This is a genomic window from Micromonospora fluostatini, from assembly GCF_050410825.1.
GTDB classification, from domain to species: Bacteria; Actinomycetota; Actinomycetes; order Mycobacteriales; family Micromonosporaceae; genus Micromonospora; species Micromonospora rosaria.
Window position 1 is genome coordinate 4,712,159 of record NZ_CP191251.1, and the last position, 24,247, is coordinate 4,736,405.

The following is a 24,247-nucleotide window of genomic DNA, read 5'->3' on the forward strand; positions in this document are numbered from 1 at the left end:
GCCGCGGCGGGTGCCGCCGTCCCGCAGCACAGAACGGGGTCCGCCACCGATGACCGCCAGCCTCCCCACGCCGCAGACCTCCGACGACGACTGGTGGCGCTCCGCGGTCGTCTACCAGGTGTACGTCCGCAGCTTCGCCGACGCCAACGGCGACGGCGTCGGTGACCTGCCCGGCATCCGGGACCGCCTGCCGTACCTGCGTGACCTGGGGGTGGACGCGCTCTGGCTGACCCCCTTCTACACCTCGCCGATGATCGACGGCGGCTACGACGTCGCCGACTACCGGGACGTCGACCCGGCCTTCGGCACCCTCGCCGACTTCGACGCCATGATCGCCGACGCGCACGCCCTCGGCCTGCGGATCATCGTCGACATCGTGCCCAACCACACCTCCAGCGCGCACGCCTGGTTCCAGGCCGCCCTGGCCACCGCGCCCGGCTCCGCCGAGCGGGCCCGCTACCTCTTCGCCGACGGCCGGGGCGCCGACGGCGAGCTGCCGCCCAACGACTGGGAGAGCATCTTCGGCGGCCCGGCCTGGACCCGGCTGCCCGACGGGCAGTGGTACCTGCACCTGTTCGACCCGGCCCAGCCGGACCTGAACTGGCGCCACCCCGAGGTCCGCGCCGAGTTCGAGGAGATCCTGCGGTTCTGGCTGGACCGTGGGGTGGACGGGTTCCGGATCGACGTGGCACACGGGATGATCAAGGCCGAGGGGCTGCCGGACGTCGGGTTCAACTCGATGACCACCGGCCGCCGCCAGTCGGAACTGCTCGGCAAGGGCCGGCTGCCGTACTTCGACCAGGACGAGATCCACGACATCTACCGGGCCTGGCGGCCCATCCTGGACAGTTACCCCGGCGGCCGGATGGCGGTGGCCGAGGCGTGGGCCGAGACGCCGCAGCGGCTGGCCCGCTACATCGGCCCGGACGAGCTGCACCAGGCGTTCAGCTTCGACTTCCTGGACGCCACCTGGTCGGCCGACTCGTTCCGCAAGGTGATCGACACCGCGCTCGCCGAGGCGACCATCGTCGGCGCCCCCACCACCTGGGTGCTCTCCAACCACGACAAGCAGCGGCACGTCACCCGGTACGGCGACGGCGAGGTGGGGCTGCGCCGGGCGCGGGCGGCCAGCCTGCTGATGCTCGCCCTGCCCGGCTGCGCGTACCTGTACCAGGGTGAGGAGCTGGGCCTGCCCGAGGTGCTCGACCTCCCCGACGAGCTGCGCCAGGACCCGTCGTTCCTGCGGACCGGGGAGAGCCGGGACGGCTGCCGGGTGCCGATCCCGTGGAGCGGCGACCTGGCCCCGTACGGCTTCGGGCCGCACGGCAGCGAGCTGAGCTGGCTGCCCGCCCCGGCCACCTGGCGGGCGCTGTCGGTCGCGGCGCAGACCGGCGTACCCGGCTCCACCCTGGAGCTGTACCGCAGCGCGCTGCGGATCCGGCGCGGCCACCCGGCGCTGGCCGCCGACGCCGACGGGGTGACCTGGCTGGCCGCCGGCCCCGGCGTGCTGGCCTTCCGCCGGGGTGGCGACGACGCGGAGCTGACCTGTGTGGTCAACCTCAGCGACGCCCCGGTCCGGATCGACGGGTACGGCCAGCCGGTCGTCGCCAGCACCGACCTCACCGAGTCCGACGGCGGCCACGTCCTGCCGGTGGACGCCGCCGCGTGGTTCGACCGGCGCTGAGCCGGACGACCCACCCCTGACCCCTGGCCGTCCGTGGTGCTCCGGGCCCACGGACGGCCGGGCCAACCCCGGCCCGCTGGCGTCGTTCCCCACGCAGGATTCGCGGCGACGGGATTCGAGCCGGCCCGCACGGGGTATCCCGGTGTCATCCCGGTCGCCCGCCGCGCCCCACCGCCAGCGGGCGGCCGGGCTCGAACGACCCCTTGTGGTGGGGGGTGAGGGACAGCGGTGCCCGGGGTCGGGCGAGCCGGGCACCGCTGTCCGGGGTCGCCACCGCACCCGACCACGCCACCGGCCGCCCCGCTGCACCGTCACCTGATCGCCGTGCCCACGGTCACAGTCCACTCCGGAAGGTTCCCGTCCGCCCCACGGTTGGGGGCAGCAGAGCGATGGATTCTCCGGACGGAGTCGGGACATGACAACTGCATTCGAGCCAGCCGTCATCGGCCGGTACACGACCCGGAGCCGGGTGGTGATGGCCCCGATGACCCGCAGCCGCGCGTACGGCCCCGGGGCCAGCCCGACCGAGCTGATGGCGACGTACTACGGCCAGCGCGCCGGGGCGGGGCTGATCGTCACCGAGGGCATCCAGCCCTCCGCCACCGGCCAGGGGTACCTGAACACCCCGGGCCTGCACACCGACGAGCAGGTCGCCGCGTGGCGACCGGTGACCACCGCCGTCCACGACCGGGGCGGCCTGATCTTCGCCCAGCTCATGCACACCGGGCGGATCGGCCACCCGGACAACACGGCGCGGGGCCACCAGCCGTCCGGCGTGTCGGCGGTCCGGGCGGCGGGGACGATCGTCACCCCGACCGGCCCGCAGGAGTTCCCCGTGCCCCGGCCGCTGGACGCCGACGGTGTCCGGGCCACCGTCGCCGACTTCGTCACGGCGGCCCGCAACGCGATCGAGGCCGGTTTCGACGGGGTCGAGCTGCACGGGGCCAACGGGTACCTGCTGCACCAGTTCCTCGCCACCAACACCAACCTGCGCGACGACGAGTGGGGCGGCGACGTGGCCGGGCGGATCCGGTTCGTGGTCGAGGTGACCGGGGCGGTCGCCGACGCCATCGGCGCGGACCGGGTCGGGCTGCGCGTCTCGCCGGCCAACGGCTTCAACGACATCGTCGAGGAGGGGCACCGCGAGACGTACCTCGCCCTGCTCGACGCGCTCAACCCGCTCGGCCTGGCGTACCTGCACGTCGCCGAGGGGTCGGACACCGAGTTCACGCCGGTGCTGCGGGACCGCTGGCAGGGCACGTTCCTGCTCAACCCGTACACCCCGGGTAGCTGGACCGGGCCGGAGGCGCTGAAGCTGGTCGAGACCGGCGAGACCGACCTGGTCTCCTACGGCGCGCTCTACCTGGCCAACCCGGACCTGCCCCGGCGGCTGGCGGCCGGCGGCCCGTTCACCACCCCCGACTACCGCACCGCGTACGGCGGCGACCACCACGGCTACACCGACTACCCCGAGCTGGGCTGAAAGGAGGGGCCCCTTCTTAACGCATACGGTCGAGAAGGGGCCCCTTCTCACACCCGCGGGGCGGCGCGGGTCAGGTGTCGCGGCCGGTGAGCATGGCGGCGATCCGGTGGAACCCGGCGCGCAGGTCGGCCTCGCTGGGGGCGGTCAGCGGCTGGGCGTGCCGTTCCGCCTCGGTGAGCCGGTCCTGCTCCTCGTCGACGGTCTCCTCGTAGTCGCCGTACAGGTCGACCTCGTCCAGGCCGTCCGGCTCGGACTCGGCGGCGGCCTGGGCGGCGGCGATCTCGGTCCGGATCTCGTCGGCGGAGACCGCCGGCAGCAGCGGCTCCACCACCGCCATCAACTGCTCCTCGGCGACCACCGCCTCGGCCAGGGCGAGCGCGTGCGGTCGCTCGTACGGCCCGCAGACCACCGGTTCCCACTCGTCGGCGTCGCTGAGCGGGCCGAAGGTGATGATCCACGGTAGGTCGACCATCGGCGAGTCGTCCGGCAGGTCCAACGTCACTAGTGCGCCCACCGGCTCATCATGGGCCGGGAACGTGAAGCCCTGCGCGCCTTTTGCCCGACATGCACGCTTTAGGCGTCCCCGAAAGAGCAGGCCGCTCCCGGTCACCCCGCCCCGCCGGGAGCACCCGGATCGGCCTCCCCGTCGAGGTCCCGGGCCCGGGGCGTCGGGGCGGGCGCCGCCGCCAGGTCCACCACCCGGCCCCGGGGGCTGGTGGCGGCGAGCGCCGCGCCGAAGAGGATCAGTTGGTTGAGCAGGTACAGGTAGAGCAGCAGCCCGACGGCCCCGGCGACCACCGCGTACGCCGGGTTCCGCTCGGTGCGTACCACGTAGAACCGGCCCACCGTGTTCAACAGCGTGATGCCGACCGCGACGACCAGCACCACCGGCCGCAGCCGGCGTCGGCTCATCCGCAGCCGGGGCACCGCCACCAGCAGCGCGACCGCCAGCACCGCGTTGACCAGGACGCTCAGCACCGCGCTGACCGTGGTCAGCCCGATCGAGCCGGTGCTGCGCAACAGGAACCGCAGCAGCGACTCCAGCGCGTCGACGGCGGCCACCGAGACGCCGAGCAGCAGGAAGACCCCGATCATCACCACCAGGTCCACCAGGCGGCGGACCACGAGGTTGCCGGGCTGCTGGTTGAGCCCGTACATCAGCCGCTGCGAGGAGCGGATCGCCTCGATCCAGCCGATCCCGGTGAAGACCAGGATGACCAGGCCGACCACCCCGACGGTACCGCTGCTCTGGGCGATCTGGCCGGGGTCGAGGAACGGCAGGTTCTCCCGGAGGAAGTGGGCCGCGGCGGCGCTGACCTCGTCGTTGTCCTCCAGGATCGCGCCGAAGACCGAGTACGCCACCAGCGCCAGCGCGAACGCCGCGAAGAAGCCGTAGTACGCGATCGCGGCGGCCAGGCGGGCCCCGAGCACCTCGCCGTACAGTTCGACGGCCCGCCAGACGTGGTCGAGGAGCCCGGAGCGGCGGCGCGCGGCGGTCACCCGGCGGTCGATGCCGGCGCCCAGCCGCCCCAGAAGTTCCACGCTGTCATCCTCGCCGATCGTCCGCCCGGGTGCGGCCGACCGCTCGGCCACGAGAGGTCAGCCGCCGAGCCGGAAGTCCCGGCGCGGCTGCCACCGCGTCTGTCCGCTGTGCGAGAAGAGGGTGAACGCCTCCACCTCGAAGATCGCCGAGAAGTCGGCCAGGTCCTCGTACGCCTGGTCGAGCGCCTCGGGGGCGACGTCCTGGGCGACGGTGACGTGCGGATGGTACGGAAACCGGGCCTCCCGGCGCAGGTCGGCGGCGGAGCCGATCGCGGCGGCCAGCAGTTCGCACTCGCTGATCCCGGCCGCCACCGCGACGAACACCACCTGGGTGACCGGCCGGAACGTGCCGGTGCCCCGCAGGTGCAGGGTGAACGGCAGGTGGGCGGCGGCGACGGCGGCCAGGTGCGCCTCGACGGCCGGCAGGGCGGCCACCGCGATCTCGGTCGGGCCGAGCAGGGTGACGTGGGCCGGGATGTCCGCCGCCTGCGGGTCGCCCGCCTCGGCGCGACGCCGGGTCAGCACCGCGCCCCACGGCTCGGGGATGTCCACCGCGACCCCGATCTGGATCGTGCCGCCCGTCGCCGGCAACCCCTCGCCGCGCTCCATGCCCCGCGCCACCCCTTCGCGTACCGACCCGTTCACCTCCGCCGCCGTGGCGTCACTCGCCCCGGACCGGCGGGAAGAACCCGACCCGTTCGTACGCGGTGCGCAGCGTCGCGCCGGCCACCGCGCGGGCCTTCTCCGCCCCGGTGGCGAGCAGCTTGTCCAACTGCGCCGGGTCGTCGAGGTACCCCTGGGTGCGGGCCTGGATGGGGCGGACGAACTCCGCCACCACCTCGGCCAGGTCCTTCTTCAGGTCGCCGTACCCCTTGCCGGCGTACGCGCCGACCAGGTCGTCGATGCCCCGACCGCTGAGCGCGGAGTAGATGGTGAGCAGGTTGGCGATGCCGGGCTTGGCCTCGGCGTCGAAGACGATCTCCCGGCCGGTGTCGGTGACCGCCGAGCGGATCTTCTTGGCCGACCGGGCCGGGTCCTCCAGCAGGTCGATGATGCCGCCCGGCGCCGAGGAGGACTTGGACATCTTCGCCCTCGGCTCCTGGAGATCGGTGATCTTCGCGGTGTCCTTGACGATGTGCGCCGCCGGGACGGTGAAGGTCGCGCCGAACGTGGTGTTGAACCGCTGGGCCAGGTCGCGGCTCAGCTCCAGGTGCTGGCGCTGGTCCTCCCCCACCGGCACCGCGTCGGCCTGGTACAGCAGGATGTCGGCGGCCTGGAGGATCGGGTACGTGAAGAGGCCGACGCTGGCCCGGTCGCTGCCCTGCTTCTGCGACTTGTCCTTGAACTGGGTCATCCGGCCGGCCTCGCCGAACCCGGTGATGCAGCCCAGGATCCAGGCGAGCTGCGGGTGCTCGGGCACCTGGGACTGGACGAACAGGGTGCTGCGCTCCGGGTCGATCCCGACGGCGAGCAACTGGGCGGCGGCCCGCCGGGTCCGCTGGTGCAGCACCGCCGGGTCGTGGCCGGCGGTGATCGCGTGCAGGTCCACCACGCAGTAGAACGCGTCGTGGCTGTCCTGGAGGGCCACCCAGTGCCGGACCGCGCCCAGATAGTTGCCGAGGTGGAACGAGTCGGCGGTCGGCTGGATGCCGGAGAGGACGCGGGGACGGGCGGGAGCGTCGGACATGCCGGCAATTCTGTCAGCAAGCCCGGGGGTACGTCATGACGGGCCGGCGCGTCCCGGCACGACATCCGCCGGGCCCGGCACGGCGTCCACCGCCCGCGCCCCCGCCCCGGCCGGCGCACCCGGTCCGGCGGCCGTCCCCGGCCCGGCGGCCGCCCGGCGCTGCTCGGGCAGGCGGTCGACGGAGACCGCGAGCCGGGCCACCCGGCGACCGTCCAGGGTCAGCACCCGCAGCAGCCAGCCGCCGGCCGGCTCCGCCGCGTCGGTGGCGTCGACCGGCGGCCCCACCCGCACCTCGTCCCCGGCGACCGGCAGCCGGCCCAGGGCGGCCATGACGAACCCGCCGGCCGTCTCGTACGGGCCGCCGGGCAGGGTGACACCGGTCCGCTCGGCGAAGTCGGCGAGGTTGAGCCGGCCGTCCACCACGGCGGGCAGCCCGGCGTGCACCGGGTCGGGCGCGGCGTCGTACTCGTCGTGGATCTCGCCGATCAACTCCTCGATCAGGTCCTCCAGGGTGACGATGCCGGCGGTGCCGCCGTACTCGTCGACGACCACGGCCAGGTGGTGGCGTTCCCGGCGCATCTCGGCCAGCGCGGCGACCACGCGCTTGCTGTCCGGCAGGCGCTTGACCTCCCGGGCCAGCTCCCCCACGGTGCCGCACGGGTCGGTCTCGGGGCGGAGCAGGACGTCCCGCAGGTGGACGAAGCCGACCACGTCGTCGGGGGTGCCGTCGACCACCGGGTACCGGGTGTGCGTCGCGGTCCGGGCCAGCCGGGCCGCCTCGGCGATGGTCAGCCCGGCGGAGAGGAAGACGACCTCGGTCCGGGGCATCATCACCTCGCGGACCAGGCGCGCCCCGGCCACCAGCACCTCGTCGATGATCCGACGTTCCTCGGGGTCGAGCACGGTGTTCGCGGCGACCAGGTCGCGCAGCTCCGTCTCGCTGAACCGTTCCCGTCCGGCGGCCGGACCGGCCCCGAGCAGGTCGGTGACCCGGCGGGTGGCGCCGTCCGCCGCGCGGACCACGATCCGGGCGACGGCCCTGGCCAGTGGCCTCGGCACGCGGCGCGGCAGCCCCGACCGTCCCCGCCGGGGCCCGGAAGCGCCCGCTTCCCGCATGACAGAGATGGTAGACACCGCCGCCGCCGGGCACCGGAATTCGGCTGATGTTCGTCTCTGTTCAATCGTGAAGGACTGTGCTGGGATGACGGCTGGCCACGCACAGCGGGGACACGGCCGGGGCACGGCGGACGACCGTAGGGTGAGCACCGGACACGCGCCGCATCGGCGGCCCAGGCAGGAGGCACGGACGTGAAACTGCTCGTCACCGGCGGTGCCGGCTACATCGGTAGCGTGGTCACCCGGATGCTGCTCGACGCCGGGCACGAGGTGGTCGTCCTGGACGACCTGCGTACCGGTCACCGGGCCGCCCTCGCGCCGGACGCCAGCCACGTCGAGGCGTCCGTCCACGACGCCGCCCGGGTGCTCACCCCCGAGGCGGGCTTCGACGGGGTCCTGCACTTCGCCGCCCTGATCGCGGCCGGCGAGTCGATGGTCCGGCCGGAGCTGTACTGGGACACCAACACCGTCGGCTCGCTCGCCCTGATCGACGCCGTCCGGGCCGCCCGGGTACCCCGGCTGATCTTCTCCTCCACCGCCGCCGTGTACGGCAACCCGACCGAGCTGCCGATCCCGGAGACCGCGGTGAAGGCCCCCACCAACACGTACGGGGCCACCAAGCTCGCCGTCGACATGGCGCTGACCTCGGAGGCGATCGGGCACGGGCTGGCCGCCGTCTCGCTGCGGTACTTCAACGTGGCCGGCGCGTACCTCGACGGCGACGTCGCCCTCGGCGAGCGGCACGACCCGGAGTCGCACCTGATCCCGATCGCCCTGGAAGTGGCCGCCGGCCGGCGGGAGAAGCTCCAGCTCTTCGGCGACGACTACCCCACCGCCGACGGCACCTGCGTCCGCGACTACATCCACGTCGCCGACCTGGCCCGCGCCCACCTGCTCGCGCTGGGCGCGGCGACCGGCGGGCAGCACCGGATCTACAACCTCGGCAACGGCAACGGGTTCAGCAACCGGCAGGTGGTCGACGTGGTCCGCGAGGTGACCGGCCGGCCGCTGCCGGTCGAGATGGCCCCGCGCCGGGAGGGCGACCCCGCCGAACTGGTCGCCTCGTCGGCGCTGGCCCGCGCCGAACTGGGCTGGGAGCCGCGCAAGCCGACCCTGCACGACATGGTCGGCGACGCCTGGGCCTTCTACCGCACCCACCGGCTGACCCAGCCGTGACCGCCCCCTCCCCCACCCCGGTCGGGGACGTCGCCGACCGGGCCAGCGCCGCCTTCCGCACCGGGTACGGCGAGCCGCCCGCCGGCCGCTGGGCGGCACCCGGCCGGGTCAACCTGATCGGCGAGCACACCGACTACAACGACGGGTACGTGCTGCCCTTCGCGCTGCCGCTGCGGACCGTGGTCGCCGCCGCCCCGCAGCCCGGCACCACCTGGACGGTCCGCTCCGAGCTGACCGGGGAGCCGGTGACCTTCGGCGTCGACGAGGTCACCGGCGCGGGCCGGGTGCCCGGCTGGGCCGGGTACGTCGCCGGGGTGGTCTGGGCGCTGCGCGCCGCCGGTCACCCGGTGCCCGGGGCCCGCCTGGCGGTCGCCTCCGACGTGCCGCTCGGCGCGGGGCTCTCCTCCTCGGCCGCGCTGGAGGCGGCGGTGCTGGCCGCCCTGGTCGACCTGGGCGGGCTGGACCTGCCCGCCGACGCACAGCCCCGGCTGGCCCAGCGGGCCGAGAACGAGTACGTCGGCGCCCCCACCGGGATCATGGACCAGTCGGCCGTGATCCGGTGCCGCGCCGGGCACGCGCTCTTCCTGGACTGCCGTACCGAGGCGGTCGACCACATCCCGTTCGACCTGGCCGCCGCCGGCCTGGCCGTCCTGGTCGTGGACAGCCGCGCCCCGCACCGGCACGCCGACGGGGAGTACGCCGCCCGCCGGGCCGCCTGCGAGCGGGCGGCCCGGGTGCTCGGCGTACCGGCACTGCGGGACGTCGGCGTCGCCGACCTGGCCGCCGCGCTGGACCGGCTGCCGGACGACGAGACCCGCCGCCGGCTGCGGCACGTGGTCACCGAGAACCAGCGCGTCCTCGACACGGTCGACCTGCTGCGCGCCGGCCGCATCCGGGAGATCGGGCCGCTGCTGACCGCCTCCCACACCTCGATGCGGGACGACTTCGAGATCACCGTGCCGGAGGTCGACACCGCCGTTGAGGCGGCGCTCGCCGCCGGGGCGCTCGGTGCCCGGATGACCGGCGGCGGTTTCGGCGGCTGCGTCCTGGCCCTGGTCGACGCCGCTGCCGCCGACTCCGTGGCCACCGCCGTGGCCACCGCGTACGCCGCCCGCGGCTTCGCCGCCCCGACCCACTTCACCGCCCTCCCCACCCACGGCACCACCCAGATGCAAGGAAGGGCCCCCTGTTAACGCTTCCGGTAGAGGAAGGGCCCCTTCTTAACACCCCCCACCCCGCCCCCGCGATCGTGCACTGTGGGCCCCCGATAGTTCCTGTACGCGCCTTGTGCCGGGGCGCCAACTGCAAGATCGCGGAGGGGTTCACCTGCTCGCCCGCACCGACCTGCCGACCCTGCAACTGCACGTCGTGCCGGCCGACGCGCCCAACTATCCCGGGCTGGACGGGCCGTTCAGCCTCGCCGACCTGCCGGACGGCGAGCGGGTGGCGCACGTCGACAGTGCGGCGGAAGCGCAGATCCTCGACCAGGCGTCCGCGCTTGTTCGGCCGGAACGACGCTGGGAGCGCATCCGGGGCGAGGCCCTGCCCCGGGGGCGGACCCTCGACCTCCTCCGAGAAGCCTTCGTCGGCCTGGCGGCCAGCCCTCGCTGACCCTCGGCGACCGCACCACCGCAAGCCCCCGGCGCACTGCCGGGGGCTTCACTGGGTACCGCCACCGGACCGGCCACCGGGGCCGACCCGAGCTGTGAGAAGGGGCCCCTTCTCGACCGTATGGGTTAGGAGGGGGCCCTTCCTTACACCTCAGGTGGCTTCGATGATCATGCCGGCGGCGACGGTGCGGTGGGTGGTCTCGTCGATGATGATGAAGCCGCCGGTGGTGCGGTTGCGGCGGTACTCGTCGGCGAGGAGGGGGATGGTGGTGCGGAGGCGGACGCGGCCGATCTCGTTGAGGGTGAGGTGGGTGGCGGTGTCGTCGCGGTGGAGGGTGTTGATGTCGAGGCGGTACTGGAGGCTGCGGATGATGGTGCGGGCGGTGCGGGTGGTGTGTTTGATGGTGTACTTGCCGCCGATGTGCAGGGGGCGGGTTTCGTCCATCCAGCAGATCATCGCTTCGATGTCCTGGCTGGGGGTGGGGGCGTTGTGGGGGCGGCAGATCATGTCGCCGCGGGAGATGTCGATCTCGTCGGTGAGTCGGACGGTGACCGACATCGGGGGGAACGCCTCGTCGAGGGGGCCGTCGGCGGTCTCGACGGCGGCGATGCGGGAGGTGAACCCGGAGGGCAGGACCATCACCTCGTCGCCGGGTTTCAGGACGCCGGAGGCGACCTGCCCGGCGTAGCCGCGGTAGTCCGTCACCGTCGTGGACTGGGGGCGGATGACGTACTGGACGGGGAAGCGGACGTCGACGAGGTTGCGGTCGGAGGCGATGTGGACCCGTTCGAGGTGGTGGAGCAGGGCGGGGCCTTCGTACCAGGGCATGTTCTCCGACCGGGTGACGATGTTGTCGCCCTTGAGGGCGGAGACGGGGATGACCGTCAGGTCGGGCACGTCGAGTTTCGCGGCGAAGGCGGTGAACTCGTCGGCGATCCGGTCGAACACGGCCTGGTCGTAGTCGACGAGGTCCATCTTGTTGACGCACAGCACCAGGTGCGGCACCCGCAACAGGGAGCAGAGGAACGCGTGCCGGCGGGACTGCTCGACCAGGCCCTTACGGGCGTCGACCAGGATCAACGCCAGGTCCGCGGTCGAGGCGCCGGTGACCATGTTGCGGGTGTACTGGATGTGCCCGGGGGTGTCGGCGATGATGAACTTCCGCCGCGGGGTGGCGAAGTACCGGTACGCCACGTCGATGGTGATGCCCTGTTCCCGCTCGGCCCGCAACCCGTCGGTCAACAGGGCGAGGTTGGTGTACTCGTCCCCCCGCGCCGCGCTGACGGCCTCGACGGCGGCGAGCTGGTCGGTGAACAGGCTCTTGGTGTCGTACAACAGGCGGCCGATCAGGGTCGACTTGCCGTCGTCGACGCTCCCGGCGGTGGCGAACCGCAGCAGGTCCATCGGCCGCGCCTGCACCGGTTCGGGCACGCCGGCCCCCGGGGTGATGGTGTCGGTGCTCATCAGAAGTAGCCCTCCCGCTTACGGTCCTCCATCGCGGCCTCGCTGACCCGGTCGTCACCCCGGGTCGCGCCCCGCTCGGTCACCCGCGTCGCGGCGACCTCCACGATCACCTTCTCCACCGTGTCCGCGTCCGACGCCACCGCCGCCGTGCACGAGGCGTCCCCGACCGTCCGGTACCGCACCACCGCCGTGAACGGCGTCTCACCCGCCCGAGGCCGGATGAACTCGTTCACCGCGTACAACATCCCGTCCCGGGCGACCACCACCCGCTCGTGCGCGTAGTAGATCGACGGCAACGGAATCCGCTCCCGCGCGATGTAGTGCCACACATCCAACTCGGTCCAGTTCGACAACGGGAACACCCGGATCGACTCCCCCGGGTGATGCCGACCGTTGTACAACGACCACAACTCCGGACGCTGGTTCTTCGGATCCCACTGCCCGAACTCGTCCCGAAACGAGAACACCCGCTCCTTCGCCCGCGCCTTCTCCTCATCCCTGCGGGCCCCACCGAACAAGGCGTCGAACCGGTGCTTCTCCACCGCGTCCAACAACACCGGCGTCTGGATCCGGTTCCGCGTCCCGTCCCCCGACTCCCGCACCAACCCACTGGCGAGAGCCTCCGGCACCGACGCCACGATCAACTGCAACCCCAACTCCGCCACCCGGCCGTCCCGGTACGCCAGGACCTCCGGGAAGTTGTGACCCGTGTCCACGTGCATCACCGGAAACGGCACCGACCCCGGCGCGAACGCCTTCTGCGCCAACCGCAGCATCACGATCGAGTCCTTACCACCGGAGAACAGCAACACCGGCCGCTCCATCTCCGCCACCACCTCACGCATCACAAAGATGCTCTCCGCCTCCAGGGCGTCGAGGTGGGAGACCTGGTAGGCGGCGGGGGCGGTCATGACACGGCCTCGATTCGCTCGGCTGCGCTCACGGATTCCAGACCTTTCCGGTCGGAGAGGTGAAGAAGACTCAGGCTACGGAATGCTTCTGCAACGCTGCAAGCAACCGGCTGGCCAGATCCTTGCGGCAGACCAGCAGGTCAGGCAGCCGCGGATCAGCCTCGTTGTATTTCAGCGCAGATCCGTCGATCCGGGAAGCGTGCAGGCCGGTGGCCGTCGCCACAGCCACCGGAGCGGCCGAGTCCCACTCGTACTGCCCACCCGCGTGGATGTACGCGTCGACCTCACCCGTCACCACCGCCGCGATCTTCGCCCCCGCCGACCCCATCGGCACCAGATGAGCACCCACATCCTCCGCCAGATCGGTCAGGAAGACCGGCGGACGACTCCGGCTCGCCGCCAGGCGGATGGCCCGCCCCCCGCCCGAGGTCGCCGCCTCCAACGTCATCGGCGGGTACGCCGGGGGGTAGTCCGTGGCCAGCACCCGGTGCTGCGCCGGCAGCGCCACCGCGCCCGCCACCAGGCCGTGCGGCGTCGGGGCGTACCGGGCCCAGAGCGCCACGTGCACCGCCCAGTCCGACCGCCCCTCCTCCGAGAACTCCCGCGTCCCGTCCAACGGGTCGACGATCCACACCCGGTCGGCGGTCAGCCGGGACACCGCCCCGGAGCTCACCTCCGCCGCCCAGGCCAGCCGGGCCCCCTCGTCCTCCTCGGAGAGCACCGCGTCCCCTGGGCGCCACATCGCCAACTCGGCGCGGATCAGCTCGTGCGAGGTCTTGTCACCGGCCGACTTCAACGCCCCGGGGTCGGCGAACCCCATCTCGGTACGCAGACCGACCAGGGCCTGCCCGGCCCGGCCCGCCAGCCACCGGGCGAACGCCCCGTCGATCATCGGAGGACTGCCCACTCACCTGCTCCTGTCGACTCGACACGACCCCACGTCGTGGTGTCGAAACCTCCACCAGAAGGCGCAGACTACCGGCCGGCCCCCGACCGGACCCGCTGCGCCCTGTTCACACCCCGTGGTACGCGTTCTGCGTCGGCTCGACGCCCCGGGTGACGACCGACTCGGCGACGTCGGCCGCCCGGTCCACCAGGAAGTCCAGCTCCTTGCGCTCGGCCGCGGAGAAGTTCGACAGCACGTAGTCGGCCGGGTCCTGCCGCCCCGGCGGCCGACCGATGCCGAACCGCACCCGCACGTAGTCCTTCGTCCCGAGCGACTTCGACATCGAACGGAGCCCGTTGTGCCCGCCCTCGCCGCCCCCGCACTTGACCCGGACCTGCCCGTACGCGATGTCCAACTCGTCGTGCACCGCGATCACCCGCCCCGGCGGCACCTTGAAGAACTGCGCCAGCGCCGCCACCGGAGCACCGGAGAGGTTCATGTAGGTCAGCGGCTTCACCAGCACCAGCTTCGGGCCCCCGAAACCCAGCCGCCCCTCGGCGACGTCCGCCACCGCCCGCCGCTGCCGGCCGAACTTCCCGCCCACCCGGTCGGCCAGCAGGTCGGCCACCATGAACCCGACGTTGTGCCGGTTGTCGGCGTACTCCCGGCCCGGATTACCCAGGCCGACCACCAGCCACGGCCCCGTCTCGTCCGTCACCCGCGTCCCTTCCGCTTACCGTCACCGACCGCCGACCGGCGGACCCACCGGGCGGCTGCGGCGTGCTCCGGTCGACCCGGCACGACCCGCCCGGTACGCCGACAGGCGCCCCCGGTGCTCGGGAGCGCCTGTCACACGATGTGGTCCGATCAGGCCTCGGCCGGCTTCGCGGCCGGCTCCTGCTCGCCCTCGGCAGCGGCCTCGGGAGCCTCGGCGGCCTCGGCGGCCTCCTCGCCCTCGGCGAGCGCCTCGGCCTCCTCGGTGGCGGCCTCGACCTCGGGCAGCGTGGCCTCGAGCTGCTCGGCGGTCGGCGCGGCGGTGATCGAGGCGACCAGGGTGTCGGCGTCGGCGGCCAGCTCCACGCCCTGCGGCAGCTCGACGTCGGCGGCGGTGACCTGGTTGCCGGCCTCGACGCCCTCGACCGAGACCTCCAGGTGGTCCGGCACCTTGGTGGCGTCGGCGGTCACCGAGAGGGTGTCGTGGTCGTGCACGATCAGGGTGTCCTTCGCCGCCTCGCCGGTGAGCTGCACCGGCACCTCGACGGTGACCTTCTCGCCCCGGCGGACCAGCAGCAGGTCGACGTGCTCGAAGGTGTCCTTGATCGGGTCACGCTGGATCGCCTTCGGCAGCGCCAGCACCTGGGTGCCGTCGCTGACCTCGATCGCGAAGAGCTGGTTGGCGCCACCCCGCCGGATGGCGGCGGCGAACTCCAGCGCGGGCAACGCGATGTGCTTGGGCTTCTCGCCGTGGCCGTACAGCACGGCAGGCACCTTGCCGGCCCGGCGGGTACGACGGGCACCACCCTTGCCGAACTCGGTACGGGGCTCGGCGCTGATCTTTACCTCGGACACGGGAAAACTCCTGATGCTTCGCTGCGGCGACTTGTCGACTGGCGGTGCTGGGCGAGGGGCTCGCAGGGGCTCAAGCGTCATGATCGACTGCCCGGAGCACCGCGTCGATGACGGTGCCTCCGGGCGGCCCACCAACTGCGACCCGCCGGGCACCCTCGCCGTGGCAACCGGACCAGTCTACCCGAGCGCCTTCCACGCCTGACGGCAGTACCCGCCCCCCACCGCGCCCACCTGCTGCCGGGCACGGAACCGCCCGGCCCGACCTCCGGTGGAAGGTCGGACCGGGCGAGGACGTTCGCTCAGCTCAGCCCGCCGAACAGGGTGGTCACCGACCCGTCGTCGAACACCTCACGGATCGCCCGCGCCAGCAGCGGCGCGATCGACAGCACGGTCAGCTTGTCGAGCTGCTTCTCCGGCGGCAGCGGCAGGGTGTTGGTCACCACCACCTCACTGATCGGGCTGTTCTTCAGCCGCTCGGTCGCCGGGTCCGACAGCAGGGCGTGGGTCGACGCCACGATCACGTCCGCCGCGCCCGACTCCTGGAGGATGTCCGCCGCCTTGCAGATCGTGCCACCGGTGTCGATCATGTCGTCGACGATCAGGCAGACCCGGCCCTCCACCTCGCCGACCACCCGGTTCGCCACCACCTGGTTCGGCTTGAGCGGGTCGCGGGTCTTGTGGATGAAGGCCAGCGGGCAGCCGCCCAGCCGGTCGGTCCATCGCTCGGCCACCCGGACCCGGCCCGAGTCCGGCGCCACCACCGTCATCGGCCGGCCGGCGTACCGGCGCTGGACGTACTCCGCCAGCACGTCCATGGCGAAGAGGTGGTCCACCGGGCCGTCGAAGAACCCCTGGATCTGCGCGGTGTGCAGGTCCACGGTGAGGATCCGGTTCGCCCCGGCGGTCTTCAACAGGTCCGCGATCAGCCGGGCCGAGATCGGCTCCCGGCCCCGGTGCTTCTTGTCCTGCCGGGAGTACGGGTAGAACGGCAGGACCACGGTGATCCGCTTGGCCGAACCGCGCTTGAGCGCGTCCACCATGATCAGGGTCTCCATGACCCAGGTGTTGACGCCGTGCGTGACGGACTGCACCACGAAGGCGTCCGAGCCGCGGACCGACTCCTTGAACCGGACGAAGATCTCCCCGTTGGCGAACTCGTACGCGTCGGCAGGCGTCGGCGCGACGCCGAGCACCTCACCGATCTCACTGGCCAACTCCGGAAAGCCGCGTCCGGAGAAGAGCATCAGGCTCTTACGGTTTTCGGCGACGATGCTGCCCATGGCCGGTCTACTCCCGTAGGTCGGTGTGCCCGGCGGTGGTGGCCGGAGACTTCGGTTGCAGTATCTACCCCCTCCGGGGCCGGACCCACCGGCTCGGTACGCCCGTGGATTGGCTCACCTTCCCTTGCCTACCGGGCATCACCCGGAGCACTCTGCGCCCCGGCCGCACCGGTCGCCGACGGGTCACCGTCCGCAGCCCGCCGGGCACGCTCGGCGGCAGCCGCCGAGACCGTACCCTCGCGCCGCCGGGCCACCCAGCCGTCGACGTTGCGCTGCGACGCCCGGCTCACGCCCAGCGCCCCCGGCGGGACGTCCTTGCTGATCGCGCTCCCCGCCGCCACGTACGCCCCGGGGCCCACCTCGACCGGGGCGATCAGGCTGGTGTCGCAGCCGATGAAGGCCGCCTCCCCCACGGTCGTCCGGTGCTTCGCCACCCCGTCGTAGTTCACGAAGATCGTCGCCGCGCCGATGTTGGCCTTCGCCCCGATCGTCGCGTCCCCCACGTACGACAGGTGCGGCACCTTCGCCCCCGGGCCCACGTCGGAGTTCTTCACCTCGACGAAGGTCCCCACCTTGGCCCGCTCGGCCAGGCGCGCGGCCGGCCGCAGGTACGCGTACGGGCCCACGCTGGCCCCCGGGCCGACCTCGGCCTGCACCGCGTGGCTACGCAGCACGGTGGCCGCCGGGCCGACCACGGTGTCGATCAGCGTCACGTCCGGGCCCACCACGGCCTCGGCCCCGACCACGGTGGCCCCGCGGAGCTGGGTGTTCTGGTCGATCACCGCGTCCCGGTCCACCGCCACCGTCACGTCGATCCAGGTGGTCTCCGGGTCCAGGATGCTGACCCCGGTCCGCATCCAGCGCTCGTTGACCCGGTCCCGCAGCAGCCGGCGCAGCGCCGCCAACTCGACCCGGTCGTTGCAGCCCAGCGTCTCCACGTGGTCGACGGCGACGTGCACCGCCACCGGCTCCCCGGCCGAGACGAGCAGCGCGAAGACGTCGGTCAGGTACTCCTCGCCCTGGTCGTTGTCGGTGGAGAGCTTGCCCAGCGCGTCGCGCAGCCGGGCCGCGTCGAAGGCGTAGATCCCCGCGTTGATCTCGCGGACCGCCCGCTGCTCGGCGGTCGCGTCGCGCTCCTCGACGATCCGCTCCAGCCGACCCGCCGCGTCCCGCACGATCCGGCCCAGGCCGGTCGGGTCGGGCACCTCGGCGGCGAGCACGGTGGCCGCCGCGCCCGCGCCCTCGTGCGCCTCGACCAGCGCCACCACCGTCTCGGGCCGCAGCAACGGCACGTCACCGTTGATCACGACGACGGTCCCGGCGGTCTCCGGTACGGCGTCCAGCGCGATGCGGACCGCGTGCCCGGTGCCGAGCTGGCGCTCCTGGAGCACCGCCGTGGCGGCCGGCGCCACCTCGGTCAGGTGCGCCCGGACCTGGTCCGCGCCGTGCCCGACCACGACGACGGTACGGTCCGCGGAGAGCGGCGCGGCGGCGGTGAGCACGTGCCCGACCAGGGTCCGCCCGAGCAACGGGTGCAGGACCTTGGGCAGCGCCGACTTCATCCGCTTGCCCTCACCGGCGGCGAGCACGACGACGGTGCGGAGGTGGGGCTGGGACACGGGGCGGCTCCCGTCGGTACGCGGACAGTTCCGCCGCCATGCTAACCAGACATCCTCCGCTGATCAGCAGAAGCTCCCGGGAGAGGACTCGAACCCCTACAATCAGGACCAAAACCTGACGTCCTGCCATTAGACGACCCGGGACGGTCTAAATCAGACAAAGTGCCAACCTCGCCCGACCCCTACACCTTAGCGCTCCATTGCCGCGACGCCATCCGCCATTCCCTTCATGATCCCCTCGATCTTCCAGTACATGCGACTCGATCTCGGGACGTCGACCGCCAGGCAGCCGTGGTATCCCTCGCCCGTGTTGCGCCGACGGGTCGTGGGATTGTGCCGCTTGAGCGTGGTGGGCTTGAAGTCCTCGGGCGGGACCCCCACGGCAGCAGCCCACCACCGGACCGCGTCGGCGGGGTCAGCGGTCTCGTGGATGCTCACCCGGTACCGCAACGTCGCCCGGGGCACCCCCAGCGCCTCGACGAAGCTGACGAACAACTCGACGAGCACGGGGTCGCTGTTGACGAACCGCACCCGGCAGTCGTTGGGCCGCCAGGGCTTGGCCTTCGTCCCCTCCGACCAGTAGATCGCCGCTCCGACGAGCACCAGGTCGCGGTACCGCAGCCGCTTCACGAACCCGGCGCAGGCAGCGACCGTCTCGGCGCGCGCCGCGTCGCGCGCCGCCCGACGGGCCACCCACCGTTCGGCCGTCGCCGCCGAGCGGGCCGACCGGCGGGCGCGCTCGGTCGCCTCATCCCGGACCAGCGGCAGGTGCCCGACCCACCGGTACGCACTGGACCGGCTGATCCCCAGCCGCTCGGCGATCTCCGGCACCGAGCAACCCTGCAACCGCAGCGCCTCCGCCTGGGCACCCAGGTCGTCCCACCCGCCCGCACGGGCCCGCTCTCCATCCTCCGTCATGCCGGCAGGCTAGTACGTACGTACGACAGGACCCCATCGATCGGGGCGAGTGTCCGGTGCGCTTCACGGCACCGTAAGTTACGGTGACGTAGGCGTAACTTAGTGATCTTCACCCCTCCCCCCTAGCGAGGTGCCATGTCGACTGCTCTGCTCGAACCCCAGACCGGCGGACCCAAACCGATCACCGACGGCACCCAGTCCCGGGGCATCCTGGTCGCGCTCTGGATCTTCGTGACCGTGCCGTTCGCCGCCCTGCTCGCGGCGGTGCCGGTGGCCTGGGGCGGCTGGCTGGGCTGGTCCGACGTGGCGATCGCGCTCGTCTGGTACCTGGTCTCCGGGCTGGGCATCACGGTCGGCTTCCACCGGTACTTCACCCACGGCTCGTTCAAGGCGAAGCGGTGGCTGCGGGTCGCCCTGGCGGTCTCCGGCTCGCTCGCGATCCAGGGCGAGATCATCCAGTGGGTCGCCGACCACCGCCGGCACCACGCCTACTCCGATCTGGAGGGTGACCCGCACTCGCCGTGGCGGTTCGGGGCGAGCGTCCGGGGCCTGAGCCGGGGCCTGCTGCACGCCCACGTCGGCTGGCTCTTCGCCCGGGAGCTGTCCAACCGGGAACGGTTCGCCCCGGACCTGGTCGCCGACCGGGACATCCACCGGGTGGACCGGCTCTTCCCGGCACTGGTCGCCGTCTCGCTGCTCGGCCCCGCCGCGATGGGCGCCCTGGTGACCTGGTCCTGGCAGGGCGCGCTGACCGCGTTCTTCTGGGCCGGGCTGGTCCGGGTCGGCCTGCTGCACCACGTGACCTGGGCGATCAACTCGGTCTGCCACGTGTACGGCGAGCGCCCGTTCGCCATGCGCCAGGGCGACCGGGCGTCGAACTTCTGGCCGCTGGCGATCCTGTCGCTCGGCGAGAGCTGGCACAACCTGCACCACGCCGACCCGACGAGCGCCCGGCACGGCGTGCTGCGCGGCCAGGTCGACATCTCGGCCCGGGTGATCTGGCTGTTCGAGCGCACCGGTGCGGCCTGGGACGTGCGCTGGCCGAAGCCGGAGCGGATCGCGGCGAAACTGGCGAAGCCCACCCCGGGCGGCTGAACGGGACGGACCGTCCGCCCGTGCACCTGGCAGGATGGCCGGATGACCGAGCGAGGCAGCAACGGCGGTGGCCGGCACGGCGGCGTGGGAGCGGGATCCGCGCCGGGAACGGTCGGGGGGACCGACAGCGCGTCTGCGGCGGCCAGCGGGACGGCGGCCGGCGGGGTGGCGGCCGGCGGGGTGGCGGCGTGAGTGGACGCGACGACGCGGCCGACACAGCCGGGAGCGCCCCGAGGCCGGCCGGCACCGTGCGGCGACGGGGCGGCAGCACGGCGCAGGCGGCGGGGGACGGGGGCGCCACCGGGGCGCGGCGGACGGCGAAACCGGGCTCCCGGGTCCGCATGTCCGCCGCTCAGCGCCGGGAGCAGTTGATCTCGATCGGCCGGCTGATCTTCGCCGAGCGGGGCTTCGACGCCACCTCCATCGAGGAGGTCGCGGCGCGGGCGAAGGTCTCCAAGCCGGTGGTGTACGAGCACTTCGGCGGCAAGGAGGGCCTGTACGCGGTGGTGGTGGACCGGGAGGTCCGGGCGCTGCTGGACCGGATCACCACCGCGCTGACCGCCGGCCATCCCCGGGAGTTGCTGGAGCAGGCGGCGATGGCGCTGCTCGACTACATCGAGGAGGAGACCAGCGGCTTCCGGGTGCTGGTCCGGGAGTCGCCGCTGATGTCGGCGACGGGCAACTTCAGCAGTGTGATGAACGACGTCGCCCACCAGGTCGAGCACATCCTCGGCGCGGAGTTCAAGAGCCGGGGGTACGACCCGAAGCTGGCCGAGCTGTACTCGCAGGCGCTGGTGGGGATGGTGGCGTTGACCGGCCGCTGGTGGCTGGAGGTCCGCAAGCCACGGAAGGAGACGGTGGCCGCGCACCTGGTGAACCTGGCCTGGAACGGGTTGTCCCACCTGGAGGCCAAGCCCGGCCTGATCACGGTGCGGCCACGCTGAGCCGGTACGCCGGTGGTGGGGCCGGGCCGGCCCGCCGGGGTCAGCGGGAGTCGGCGACGGGGTGGTTGCGGCGCTGCCGCTCGGCCTCGGCGTGCTCGGCCGTACCGATCTTGTCGTAGAGGCCGGTGGCGAGCAGCAGCAGGCCGAACAGCAGCGAGACGACGACCGTGGACATCGAGAAGTTGAGGAAGTTCGCGCTGGTCTGGAGCACCGACATCATGGCCAGGCCGGTGACCATGAAGACCACCCCGGCGGTGAGGTTCATGTAGTGGCCGAGGTTGGTGCGGCGCGAGGCGCCGATCACCAGCACCGCCCCGAAGACGACGGAGACCAGGGCGAAGGCGAGGTTGGTCCGCAGCCCGAGCACCCAGGTGCTGCTGCGGGCGAAGAGCGGTTCGCCCCAGGTCACGACGACCCCGTAGACGCCGAAGACGAAGATGTAGAGCCCCACCAGGCCGGAGAAGATCCGGTAGAGCGTCCGGGCCGGGTGGTTCACCGGAATGTGCGCCACGAGCTGCTCCTCCCGCCCTGGGTGACCATTCGCCCGAATTGTCACCCAGGAGGCGGGCCGCCGTCCGGCGATCGGACCGATCACCCCCGCCCCGGCACGCCCACCCGGACGACGCGACCCGGCCGGTGACCGGCCGGGTCGCGGGGCGTGGTCACGCGGCGGGTCAGAGCACCAGGCGGGCCTTCTGCCAGGCGTCCTGCTCCTCGTCGGTGCCGACCTTGCCGTACATGCTGACCATCAGCAGGACGAGCGAGAGGGTCATCACCACGACGCTGGTGGCGACGCTCCAGTTGAAGATGTTCACGTCGGTCCGGATGAACGCCAGCCCGGCCAGCCCGAGCGCCATCAGGGCGTACGCCAGCCAGCCGTTGATCACCACGTCGCGGTTTCGACCGAGCGCGGTGCCGGCCAGCACCAGCACGCCGACGACCAGGCTCACCAGGGCGAACCCGAGGTTGCTGCCCTGCCCGAGGACCTTGGTGTCGTCCCGGGCGAGCAGGTCGTCGCCGGCGGCGGCGATGACGCCGAGCACGCCGAAGACCACGAAGTACAGACCGACGAGCCCGCCGATCGCCCGGTAGATCGGCCGCGCGGGGTGGTTGACGGGGGTGTGGGCCATGACTCAGTCTCCAACGCCGTTCGGGTGAGGGTCGTCGACGATTGTCCCGCATGTCGCGGTGTGACGCCGCACACGCCCGCCGGGCGCGTCCGCCGGCCGGTACGCCGGGACCAGCGACGTCGGGTCGGATCAGGTACCGGGGACCTGTTCGGCGAGGGCGAGCCAGGTCTCCTCGGTCTGCTCCCGCTCGGCCCGTACCTCCTTGAGCTGCCCGTCGAGGTCGGCCACCCGGGCGTAGTCGGTGGCGTTCGCGGCGAGCTGGTCGAGCAGGGTGGCCTCCTTCTGCTCCAGCTTGCCGATCTGCCGTTCCAGCCGGGCCAGCTCCTTCTTGGCGGTCCGCGCCTCGGCGGCGGACATGCCGGCCGGGGCCGGTCGGTCCTGGGGCGACGCCCCGGCCTCCCCGCTTCCGGCGGTGTTCCCGGCGGCCCCGGCGATGGTGGCGGCCCCGCCGGTCACGGCGTGCGCGGCGGCGCGGGTCAGGTACTCGTCGACCCCGCCGGGCAGGTGCACCAGCCGGGCGTCGCCGAACATGCCGTACACCGCGTCGGTGACCCGCTCGATGAGGTACCGGTCGTGGCTGGCCACCACGATGGTGCCGGGCCAGGAGTCGAGCAGGTCCTCCAGCGCGGCCAGGGTGTCGGTGTCCAGGTCGTTGGTGGGCTCGTCGAAGAGGAGCACGTTCGGCTCGGCGGCGAGCAGCCGCAGCATCTGCAACCGGCGGCGTTCCCCACCGGAGAGGTCGCCGACCGGGGTCCAGAGCCGACGGTCGTCGAAGCCGAACGTCTCGGCGAGCTGGGCGGCGGAGACCTCCCGGTCGCCGAGCTGCACCCGGCGGGCCACCTCCTCCACCGCCTCCAGGACGCGCAGGTGACCGGGGAGTTCGGCCAGTTCCTGGGAGAGGAAGGCGGGGCGGACGGTGGAACCGGTGACGAACCTGCCCCCGTCGGGCCGGGTGATCCCGGCGAGCATCCGCAGCAGGGTGGTCTTGCCGGCGCCGTTCGCGCCGAGGATGGCGATCCGGTCGCCGGGGCCGACCTGCCAGGTGACGTCGCGCAGGATCTCCTTCGGCCCGGCGTGCAGGGTGACGTCGGTCAGGTCGTACACCTGCTTGCCGAGCCGGGCGGTGGCCAGCCGTTGCAGCGACATGGTGTCGCGCGGCTCCGGCACGTCGGCGATGAGCGCGTTGGCCGCGTCGATCCGGAACTTCGGCTTGCTGGTCCGGGCCGGCGCGCCCCGGCGCAGCCAGGCGATCTCCTTGCGGAGCAGGTTCTGCCGGCGGGCCTCGGTGGCGGCGGCGACCCGTTCCCGCTCGGCGCGGGCCAGGGTCCAGGCGGCGAACCCGCCGTCGTAGGAGCGGACGGTCCGGTCGGCCACCTCCCAGGTGGTGGTGCAGACCGCGTCGAGGAACCACCGGTCGTGGGTGACCACGACCAGCGCGCCCTTACGGCGGACCAGGTGCTTGGCCAGCCAGTCGACACCGCCGACGTCGAGGTGGTTGGTGGGCTCGTCCAGGATGAGCAGGTCGGCCTCGCGGACCAGGAGCGCGGCCAGCGCCACCCGCCGCCGCTCACCCCCGGACATCGGCCCGACGGGCTGGTCGAGCCCGAGGTGGGGCATGCCGAGCCCGTCGAGGATCGCCCGGACCCCGGCGTCACCGGCCCACTCGTGCTCCGCGCCCATCCCCTCGGCGAGCCAGGCGGTGCCGAGCACGACGTCGCGGACGGTGGCGTCGGGGGCGAGCGTCAAGGTCTGGGGCAGCGCGGCGACACGCACGTCCCGGCGGTGGGTGACCCGGCCGTCGTCCGGCTCCTCGATGCGGGTGAGCAGCCGCAGCAGGGTGGACTTGCCGGCGCCGTTGAGCCCGACGACCCCGATCCGGTCGGCGTCGTCGAGGCCGAGGGAGACGTCGGTGAGCAGCGGCCCGGCCGCGCCGTACCCCTTGGACACCCGGTCCAGGTTGACGATGTTGGCCACCCCACGCACCTCCCATGATCAAGGCGTCCCGGTGCCGGCGGGCACGGGACGCCTACCCCAAGCCTACGCGTCCCGCCCGCCCCACCGCCCCCACCGCCCCGTCGCTCCCCACGCCAGCGACGGGCGGGAGTCCGGGCGGCGGGAGCCCCGGCGGGGGC

At 72.8% G+C, this 24,247-nt stretch carries 23 protein-coding genes and 1 tRNA gene; 7 read left to right on the top strand and 17 right to left on the bottom strand.

The window, feature by feature from the left end:
- Nucleotides 1-49 precede the first annotated feature (49 nt).
- Complete coding sequence (locus tag ACQUFX_RS20565; protein ID WP_428961971.1) at nucleotides 50-1,684, top strand: glycoside hydrolase family 13 protein; 1,635 nt, start codon at nucleotides 50-52, stop codon at nucleotides 1,682-1,684.
- Nucleotides 1,685-2,099: 415 nt separating this feature from the next.
- The gene (locus ACQUFX_RS20570) at nucleotides 2,100-3,167 is read left to right on the top strand and encodes an alkene reductase (RefSeq protein WP_428961972.1); all 1,068 of its coding nucleotides are present in this window, start codon (nucleotides 2,100-2,102) and stop codon (nucleotides 3,165-3,167) included.
- A gap of 70 nt (nucleotides 3,168-3,237) precedes the next feature.
- Here ACQUFX_RS20570 and ACQUFX_RS20575 read toward each other — a convergent pair whose 3' ends face one another.
- From ACQUFX_RS20575 to ACQUFX_RS20595, 5 genes are all read right to left on the bottom strand, one after another.
- A complete protein-coding gene (locus tag ACQUFX_RS20575) occupies nucleotides 3,238-3,681 on the bottom strand; it encodes a hypothetical protein (protein WP_428961973.1) in 444 nt (147 codons plus the stop codon).
- 92 nt (nucleotides 3,682-3,773) lie between these two features.
- The gene (locus ACQUFX_RS20580) at nucleotides 3,774-4,709 is read right to left on the bottom strand and encodes a YhjD/YihY/BrkB family envelope integrity protein (RefSeq protein WP_428961974.1); all 936 of its coding nucleotides are present in this window, start codon (nucleotides 4,707-4,709) and stop codon (nucleotides 3,774-3,776) included.
- 57 nt (nucleotides 4,710-4,766) lie between these two features.
- Nucleotides 4,767-5,318, bottom strand: a complete 552-nt coding sequence (locus ACQUFX_RS20585) for a 2'-5' RNA ligase family protein (RefSeq protein ID WP_428961975.1) — start codon at nucleotides 5,316-5,318, stop codon at nucleotides 4,767-4,769.
- 52 nt (nucleotides 5,319-5,370) lie between these two features.
- Complete coding sequence (gene trpS / locus ACQUFX_RS20590) at nucleotides 5,371-6,396, bottom strand: tryptophan--tRNA ligase (RefSeq protein ID WP_067374412.1); 1,026 nt, start codon at nucleotides 6,394-6,396, stop codon at nucleotides 5,371-5,373.
- Nucleotides 6,397-6,429: 33 nt separating this feature from the next.
- Entirely contained in the window at nucleotides 6,430-7,512 is a 1,083-nt protein-coding gene (locus tag ACQUFX_RS20595) for a hemolysin family protein (RefSeq protein WP_428961976.1), read from the bottom strand.
- Nucleotides 7,513-7,704: 192 nt separating this feature from the next.
- Here ACQUFX_RS20595 and galE point away from each other — a divergent pair, with 192 nt between their 5' ends.
- The 3 genes from galE (at nucleotide 7,705) to ACQUFX_RS20610 (ending at nucleotide 10,299) form a co-directional block, all read left to right on the top strand.
- Nucleotides 7,705-8,688 carry a UDP-glucose 4-epimerase GalE gene (gene galE / locus ACQUFX_RS20600; protein ID WP_428961977.1) on the top strand — a complete coding sequence of 328 codons (984 nt, stop codon included), beginning with the start codon at nucleotides 7,705-7,707 and terminating at the stop codon, nucleotides 8,686-8,688.
- A complete protein-coding gene (gene galK, locus ACQUFX_RS20605; protein ID WP_428961978.1) occupies nucleotides 8,685-9,881 on the top strand; it encodes a galactokinase in 1,197 nt (398 codons plus the stop codon). The genes galE and galK overlap by 4 nt, the downstream gene beginning before the upstream one ends.
- Nucleotides 9,882-9,975: 94 nt before the next feature.
- Nucleotides 9,976-10,299 (top strand): Scr1 family TA system antitoxin-like transcriptional regulator, encoded by a 324-nt coding sequence (locus ACQUFX_RS20610; RefSeq protein ID WP_428961979.1) that lies wholly within the window; start codon nucleotides 9,976-9,978, stop codon nucleotides 10,297-10,299.
- 150 nt (nucleotides 10,300-10,449) lie between these two features.
- On the opposite strand, the gene ACQUFX_RS20615 is transcribed toward ACQUFX_RS20610, so the two are convergent.
- From ACQUFX_RS20615 to ACQUFX_RS20655, 9 genes are all read right to left on the bottom strand, one after another.
- The gene (locus ACQUFX_RS20615) at nucleotides 10,450-11,763 is read right to left on the bottom strand and encodes a sulfate adenylyltransferase subunit 1 (RefSeq protein ID WP_428961980.1); all 1,314 of its coding nucleotides are present in this window, start codon (nucleotides 11,761-11,763) and stop codon (nucleotides 10,450-10,452) included.
- Nucleotides 11,763-12,674 carry a sulfate adenylyltransferase subunit CysD gene (cysD, locus tag ACQUFX_RS20620; RefSeq protein ID WP_428961981.1) on the bottom strand — a complete coding sequence of 304 codons (912 nt, stop codon included), beginning with the start codon at nucleotides 12,672-12,674 and terminating at the stop codon, nucleotides 11,763-11,765. Before cysD ends, ACQUFX_RS20615 begins: the two co-directional genes overlap by 1 nt.
- Before the next feature lie 70 nt (nucleotides 12,675-12,744).
- The gene (locus tag ACQUFX_RS20625; protein ID WP_428967016.1) at nucleotides 12,745-13,566 is read right to left on the bottom strand and encodes an inositol monophosphatase family protein; all 822 of its coding nucleotides are present in this window, start codon (nucleotides 13,564-13,566) and stop codon (nucleotides 12,745-12,747) included.
- A gap of 121 nt (nucleotides 13,567-13,687) precedes the next feature.
- On the bottom strand, nucleotides 13,688-14,278 hold the full coding sequence (gene pth / locus ACQUFX_RS20630) for an aminoacyl-tRNA hydrolase (RefSeq protein WP_428961982.1): 591 nt from the start codon (nucleotides 14,276-14,278) through the stop codon (nucleotides 13,688-13,690).
- Nucleotides 14,279-14,427: 149 nt separating this feature from the next.
- Entirely contained in the window at nucleotides 14,428-15,129 is a 702-nt protein-coding gene (locus ACQUFX_RS20635; protein ID WP_428961983.1) for a 50S ribosomal protein L25/general stress protein Ctc, read from the bottom strand.
- 299 nt (nucleotides 15,130-15,428) lie between these two features.
- A complete protein-coding gene (locus ACQUFX_RS20640) occupies nucleotides 15,429-16,409 on the bottom strand; it encodes a ribose-phosphate diphosphokinase (RefSeq protein WP_428961984.1) in 981 nt (326 codons plus the stop codon).
- Between the two features lie 128 nt (nucleotides 16,410-16,537).
- Nucleotides 16,538-17,971 carry a bifunctional UDP-N-acetylglucosamine diphosphorylase/glucosamine-1-phosphate N-acetyltransferase GlmU gene (gene glmU, locus ACQUFX_RS20645; protein ID WP_428967017.1) on the bottom strand — a complete coding sequence of 478 codons (1,434 nt, stop codon included), beginning with the start codon at nucleotides 17,969-17,971 and terminating at the stop codon, nucleotides 16,538-16,540.
- Between the two features lie 130 nt (nucleotides 17,972-18,101).
- Nucleotides 18,102-18,172: transfer RNA gene (locus ACQUFX_RS20650), tRNA-Gln, on the bottom strand.
- A 45-nt stretch (nucleotides 18,173-18,217) separates the two neighbouring features.
- Nucleotides 18,218-18,946: a helix-turn-helix domain-containing protein gene (locus ACQUFX_RS20655; RefSeq protein WP_428961985.1), complete on the bottom strand. Its 729-nt coding sequence runs from the start codon at nucleotides 18,944-18,946 to the stop codon at nucleotides 18,218-18,220.
- Between the two features lie 135 nt (nucleotides 18,947-19,081).
- Between ACQUFX_RS20655 and ACQUFX_RS20660 the strand changes: the two genes are divergently transcribed.
- Both ACQUFX_RS20660 and ACQUFX_RS20665 read left to right on the top strand, forming a co-directional pair.
- Nucleotides 19,082-20,041: an acyl-CoA desaturase gene (locus ACQUFX_RS20660; RefSeq protein WP_428961986.1), complete on the top strand. Its 960-nt coding sequence runs from the start codon at nucleotides 19,082-19,084 to the stop codon at nucleotides 20,039-20,041.
- A 188-nt stretch (nucleotides 20,042-20,229) separates the two neighbouring features.
- Complete coding sequence (locus ACQUFX_RS20665; protein WP_428961987.1) at nucleotides 20,230-20,985, top strand: TetR family transcriptional regulator; 756 nt, start codon at nucleotides 20,230-20,232, stop codon at nucleotides 20,983-20,985.
- A gap of 40 nt (nucleotides 20,986-21,025) precedes the next feature.
- Here the strand turns inward: ACQUFX_RS20665 and ACQUFX_RS20670 are convergent, their stop codons facing one another.
- The 3 genes from ACQUFX_RS20670 to ACQUFX_RS20680 all read right to left on the bottom strand — a co-directional run bounded on the left by ACQUFX_RS20670 (nucleotide 21,026) and on the right by ACQUFX_RS20680 (nucleotide 24,089).
- Nucleotides 21,026-21,496: a DUF4383 domain-containing protein gene (locus ACQUFX_RS20670; RefSeq protein ID WP_428961988.1), complete on the bottom strand. Its 471-nt coding sequence runs from the start codon at nucleotides 21,494-21,496 to the stop codon at nucleotides 21,026-21,028.
- Nucleotides 21,497-21,659: 163 nt separating this feature from the next.
- On the bottom strand, nucleotides 21,660-22,115 hold the full coding sequence (locus ACQUFX_RS20675; protein WP_428961989.1) for a DUF4383 domain-containing protein: 456 nt from the start codon (nucleotides 22,113-22,115) through the stop codon (nucleotides 21,660-21,662).
- Between the two features lie 129 nt (nucleotides 22,116-22,244).
- Complete coding sequence (locus tag ACQUFX_RS20680) at nucleotides 22,245-24,089, bottom strand: ABC-F family ATP-binding cassette domain-containing protein (RefSeq protein ID WP_428961990.1); 1,845 nt, start codon at nucleotides 24,087-24,089, stop codon at nucleotides 22,245-22,247.
- Nucleotides 24,090-24,247: the final 158 nt, after the last annotated feature.

What these genes read in the sequence shown, in the direction of transcription:
- ACQUFX_RS20675 (WP_428961989.1), bottom strand. Translation starts at nt 22,115, where the DNA reads ATGGCCCACACCCCCGTCAACCACCCCGCGCGGCCGATCTACCGGGCG.
- glmU (WP_428967017.1), bottom strand. Translation starts at nt 17,971, where the DNA reads ATGAAGTCGGCGCTGCCCAAGGTCCTGCACCCGTTGCTCGGGCGGACC.
- ACQUFX_RS20625 (WP_428967016.1), bottom strand. Translation starts at nt 13,566, where the DNA reads ATGATCGACGGGGCGTTCGCCCGGTGGCTGGCGGGCCGGGCCGGGCAG.
- cysD (WP_428961981.1), bottom strand. Translation starts at nt 12,674, where the DNA reads ATGACCGCCCCCGCCGCCTACCAGGTCTCCCACCTCGACGCCCTGGAG.
- ACQUFX_RS20570 (WP_428961972.1), top strand. Translation starts at nt 2,100, where the DNA reads ATGACAACTGCATTCGAGCCAGCCGTCATCGGCCGGTACACGACCCGG.
- ACQUFX_RS20655 (WP_428961985.1), bottom strand. Translation starts at nt 18,946, where the DNA reads ATGACGGAGGATGGAGAGCGGGCCCGTGCGGGCGGGTGGGACGACCTG.
- ACQUFX_RS20615 (WP_428961980.1), bottom strand. Translation starts at nt 11,763, where the DNA reads ATGAGCACCGACACCATCACCCCGGGGGCCGGCGTGCCCGAACCGGTG.
- ACQUFX_RS20660 (WP_428961986.1), top strand. Translation starts at nt 19,082, where the DNA reads ATGTCGACTGCTCTGCTCGAACCCCAGACCGGCGGACCCAAACCGATC.
- trpS (WP_067374412.1), bottom strand. Translation starts at nt 6,396, where the DNA reads ATGTCCGACGCTCCCGCCCGTCCCCGCGTCCTCTCCGGCATCCAGCCG.
- ACQUFX_RS20640 (WP_428961984.1), bottom strand. Translation starts at nt 16,409, where the DNA reads ATGGGCAGCATCGTCGCCGAAAACCGTAAGAGCCTGATGCTCTTCTCC.
- ACQUFX_RS20585 (WP_428961975.1), bottom strand. Translation starts at nt 5,318, where the DNA reads ATGGAGCGCGGCGAGGGGTTGCCGGCGACGGGCGGCACGATCCAGATC.
- ACQUFX_RS20565 (WP_428961971.1), top strand. Translation starts at nt 50, where the DNA reads ATGACCGCCAGCCTCCCCACGCCGCAGACCTCCGACGACGACTGGTGG.
- ACQUFX_RS20595 (WP_428961976.1), bottom strand. Translation starts at nt 7,512, where the DNA reads ATGCGGGAAGCGGGCGCTTCCGGGCCCCGGCGGGGACGGTCGGGGCTG.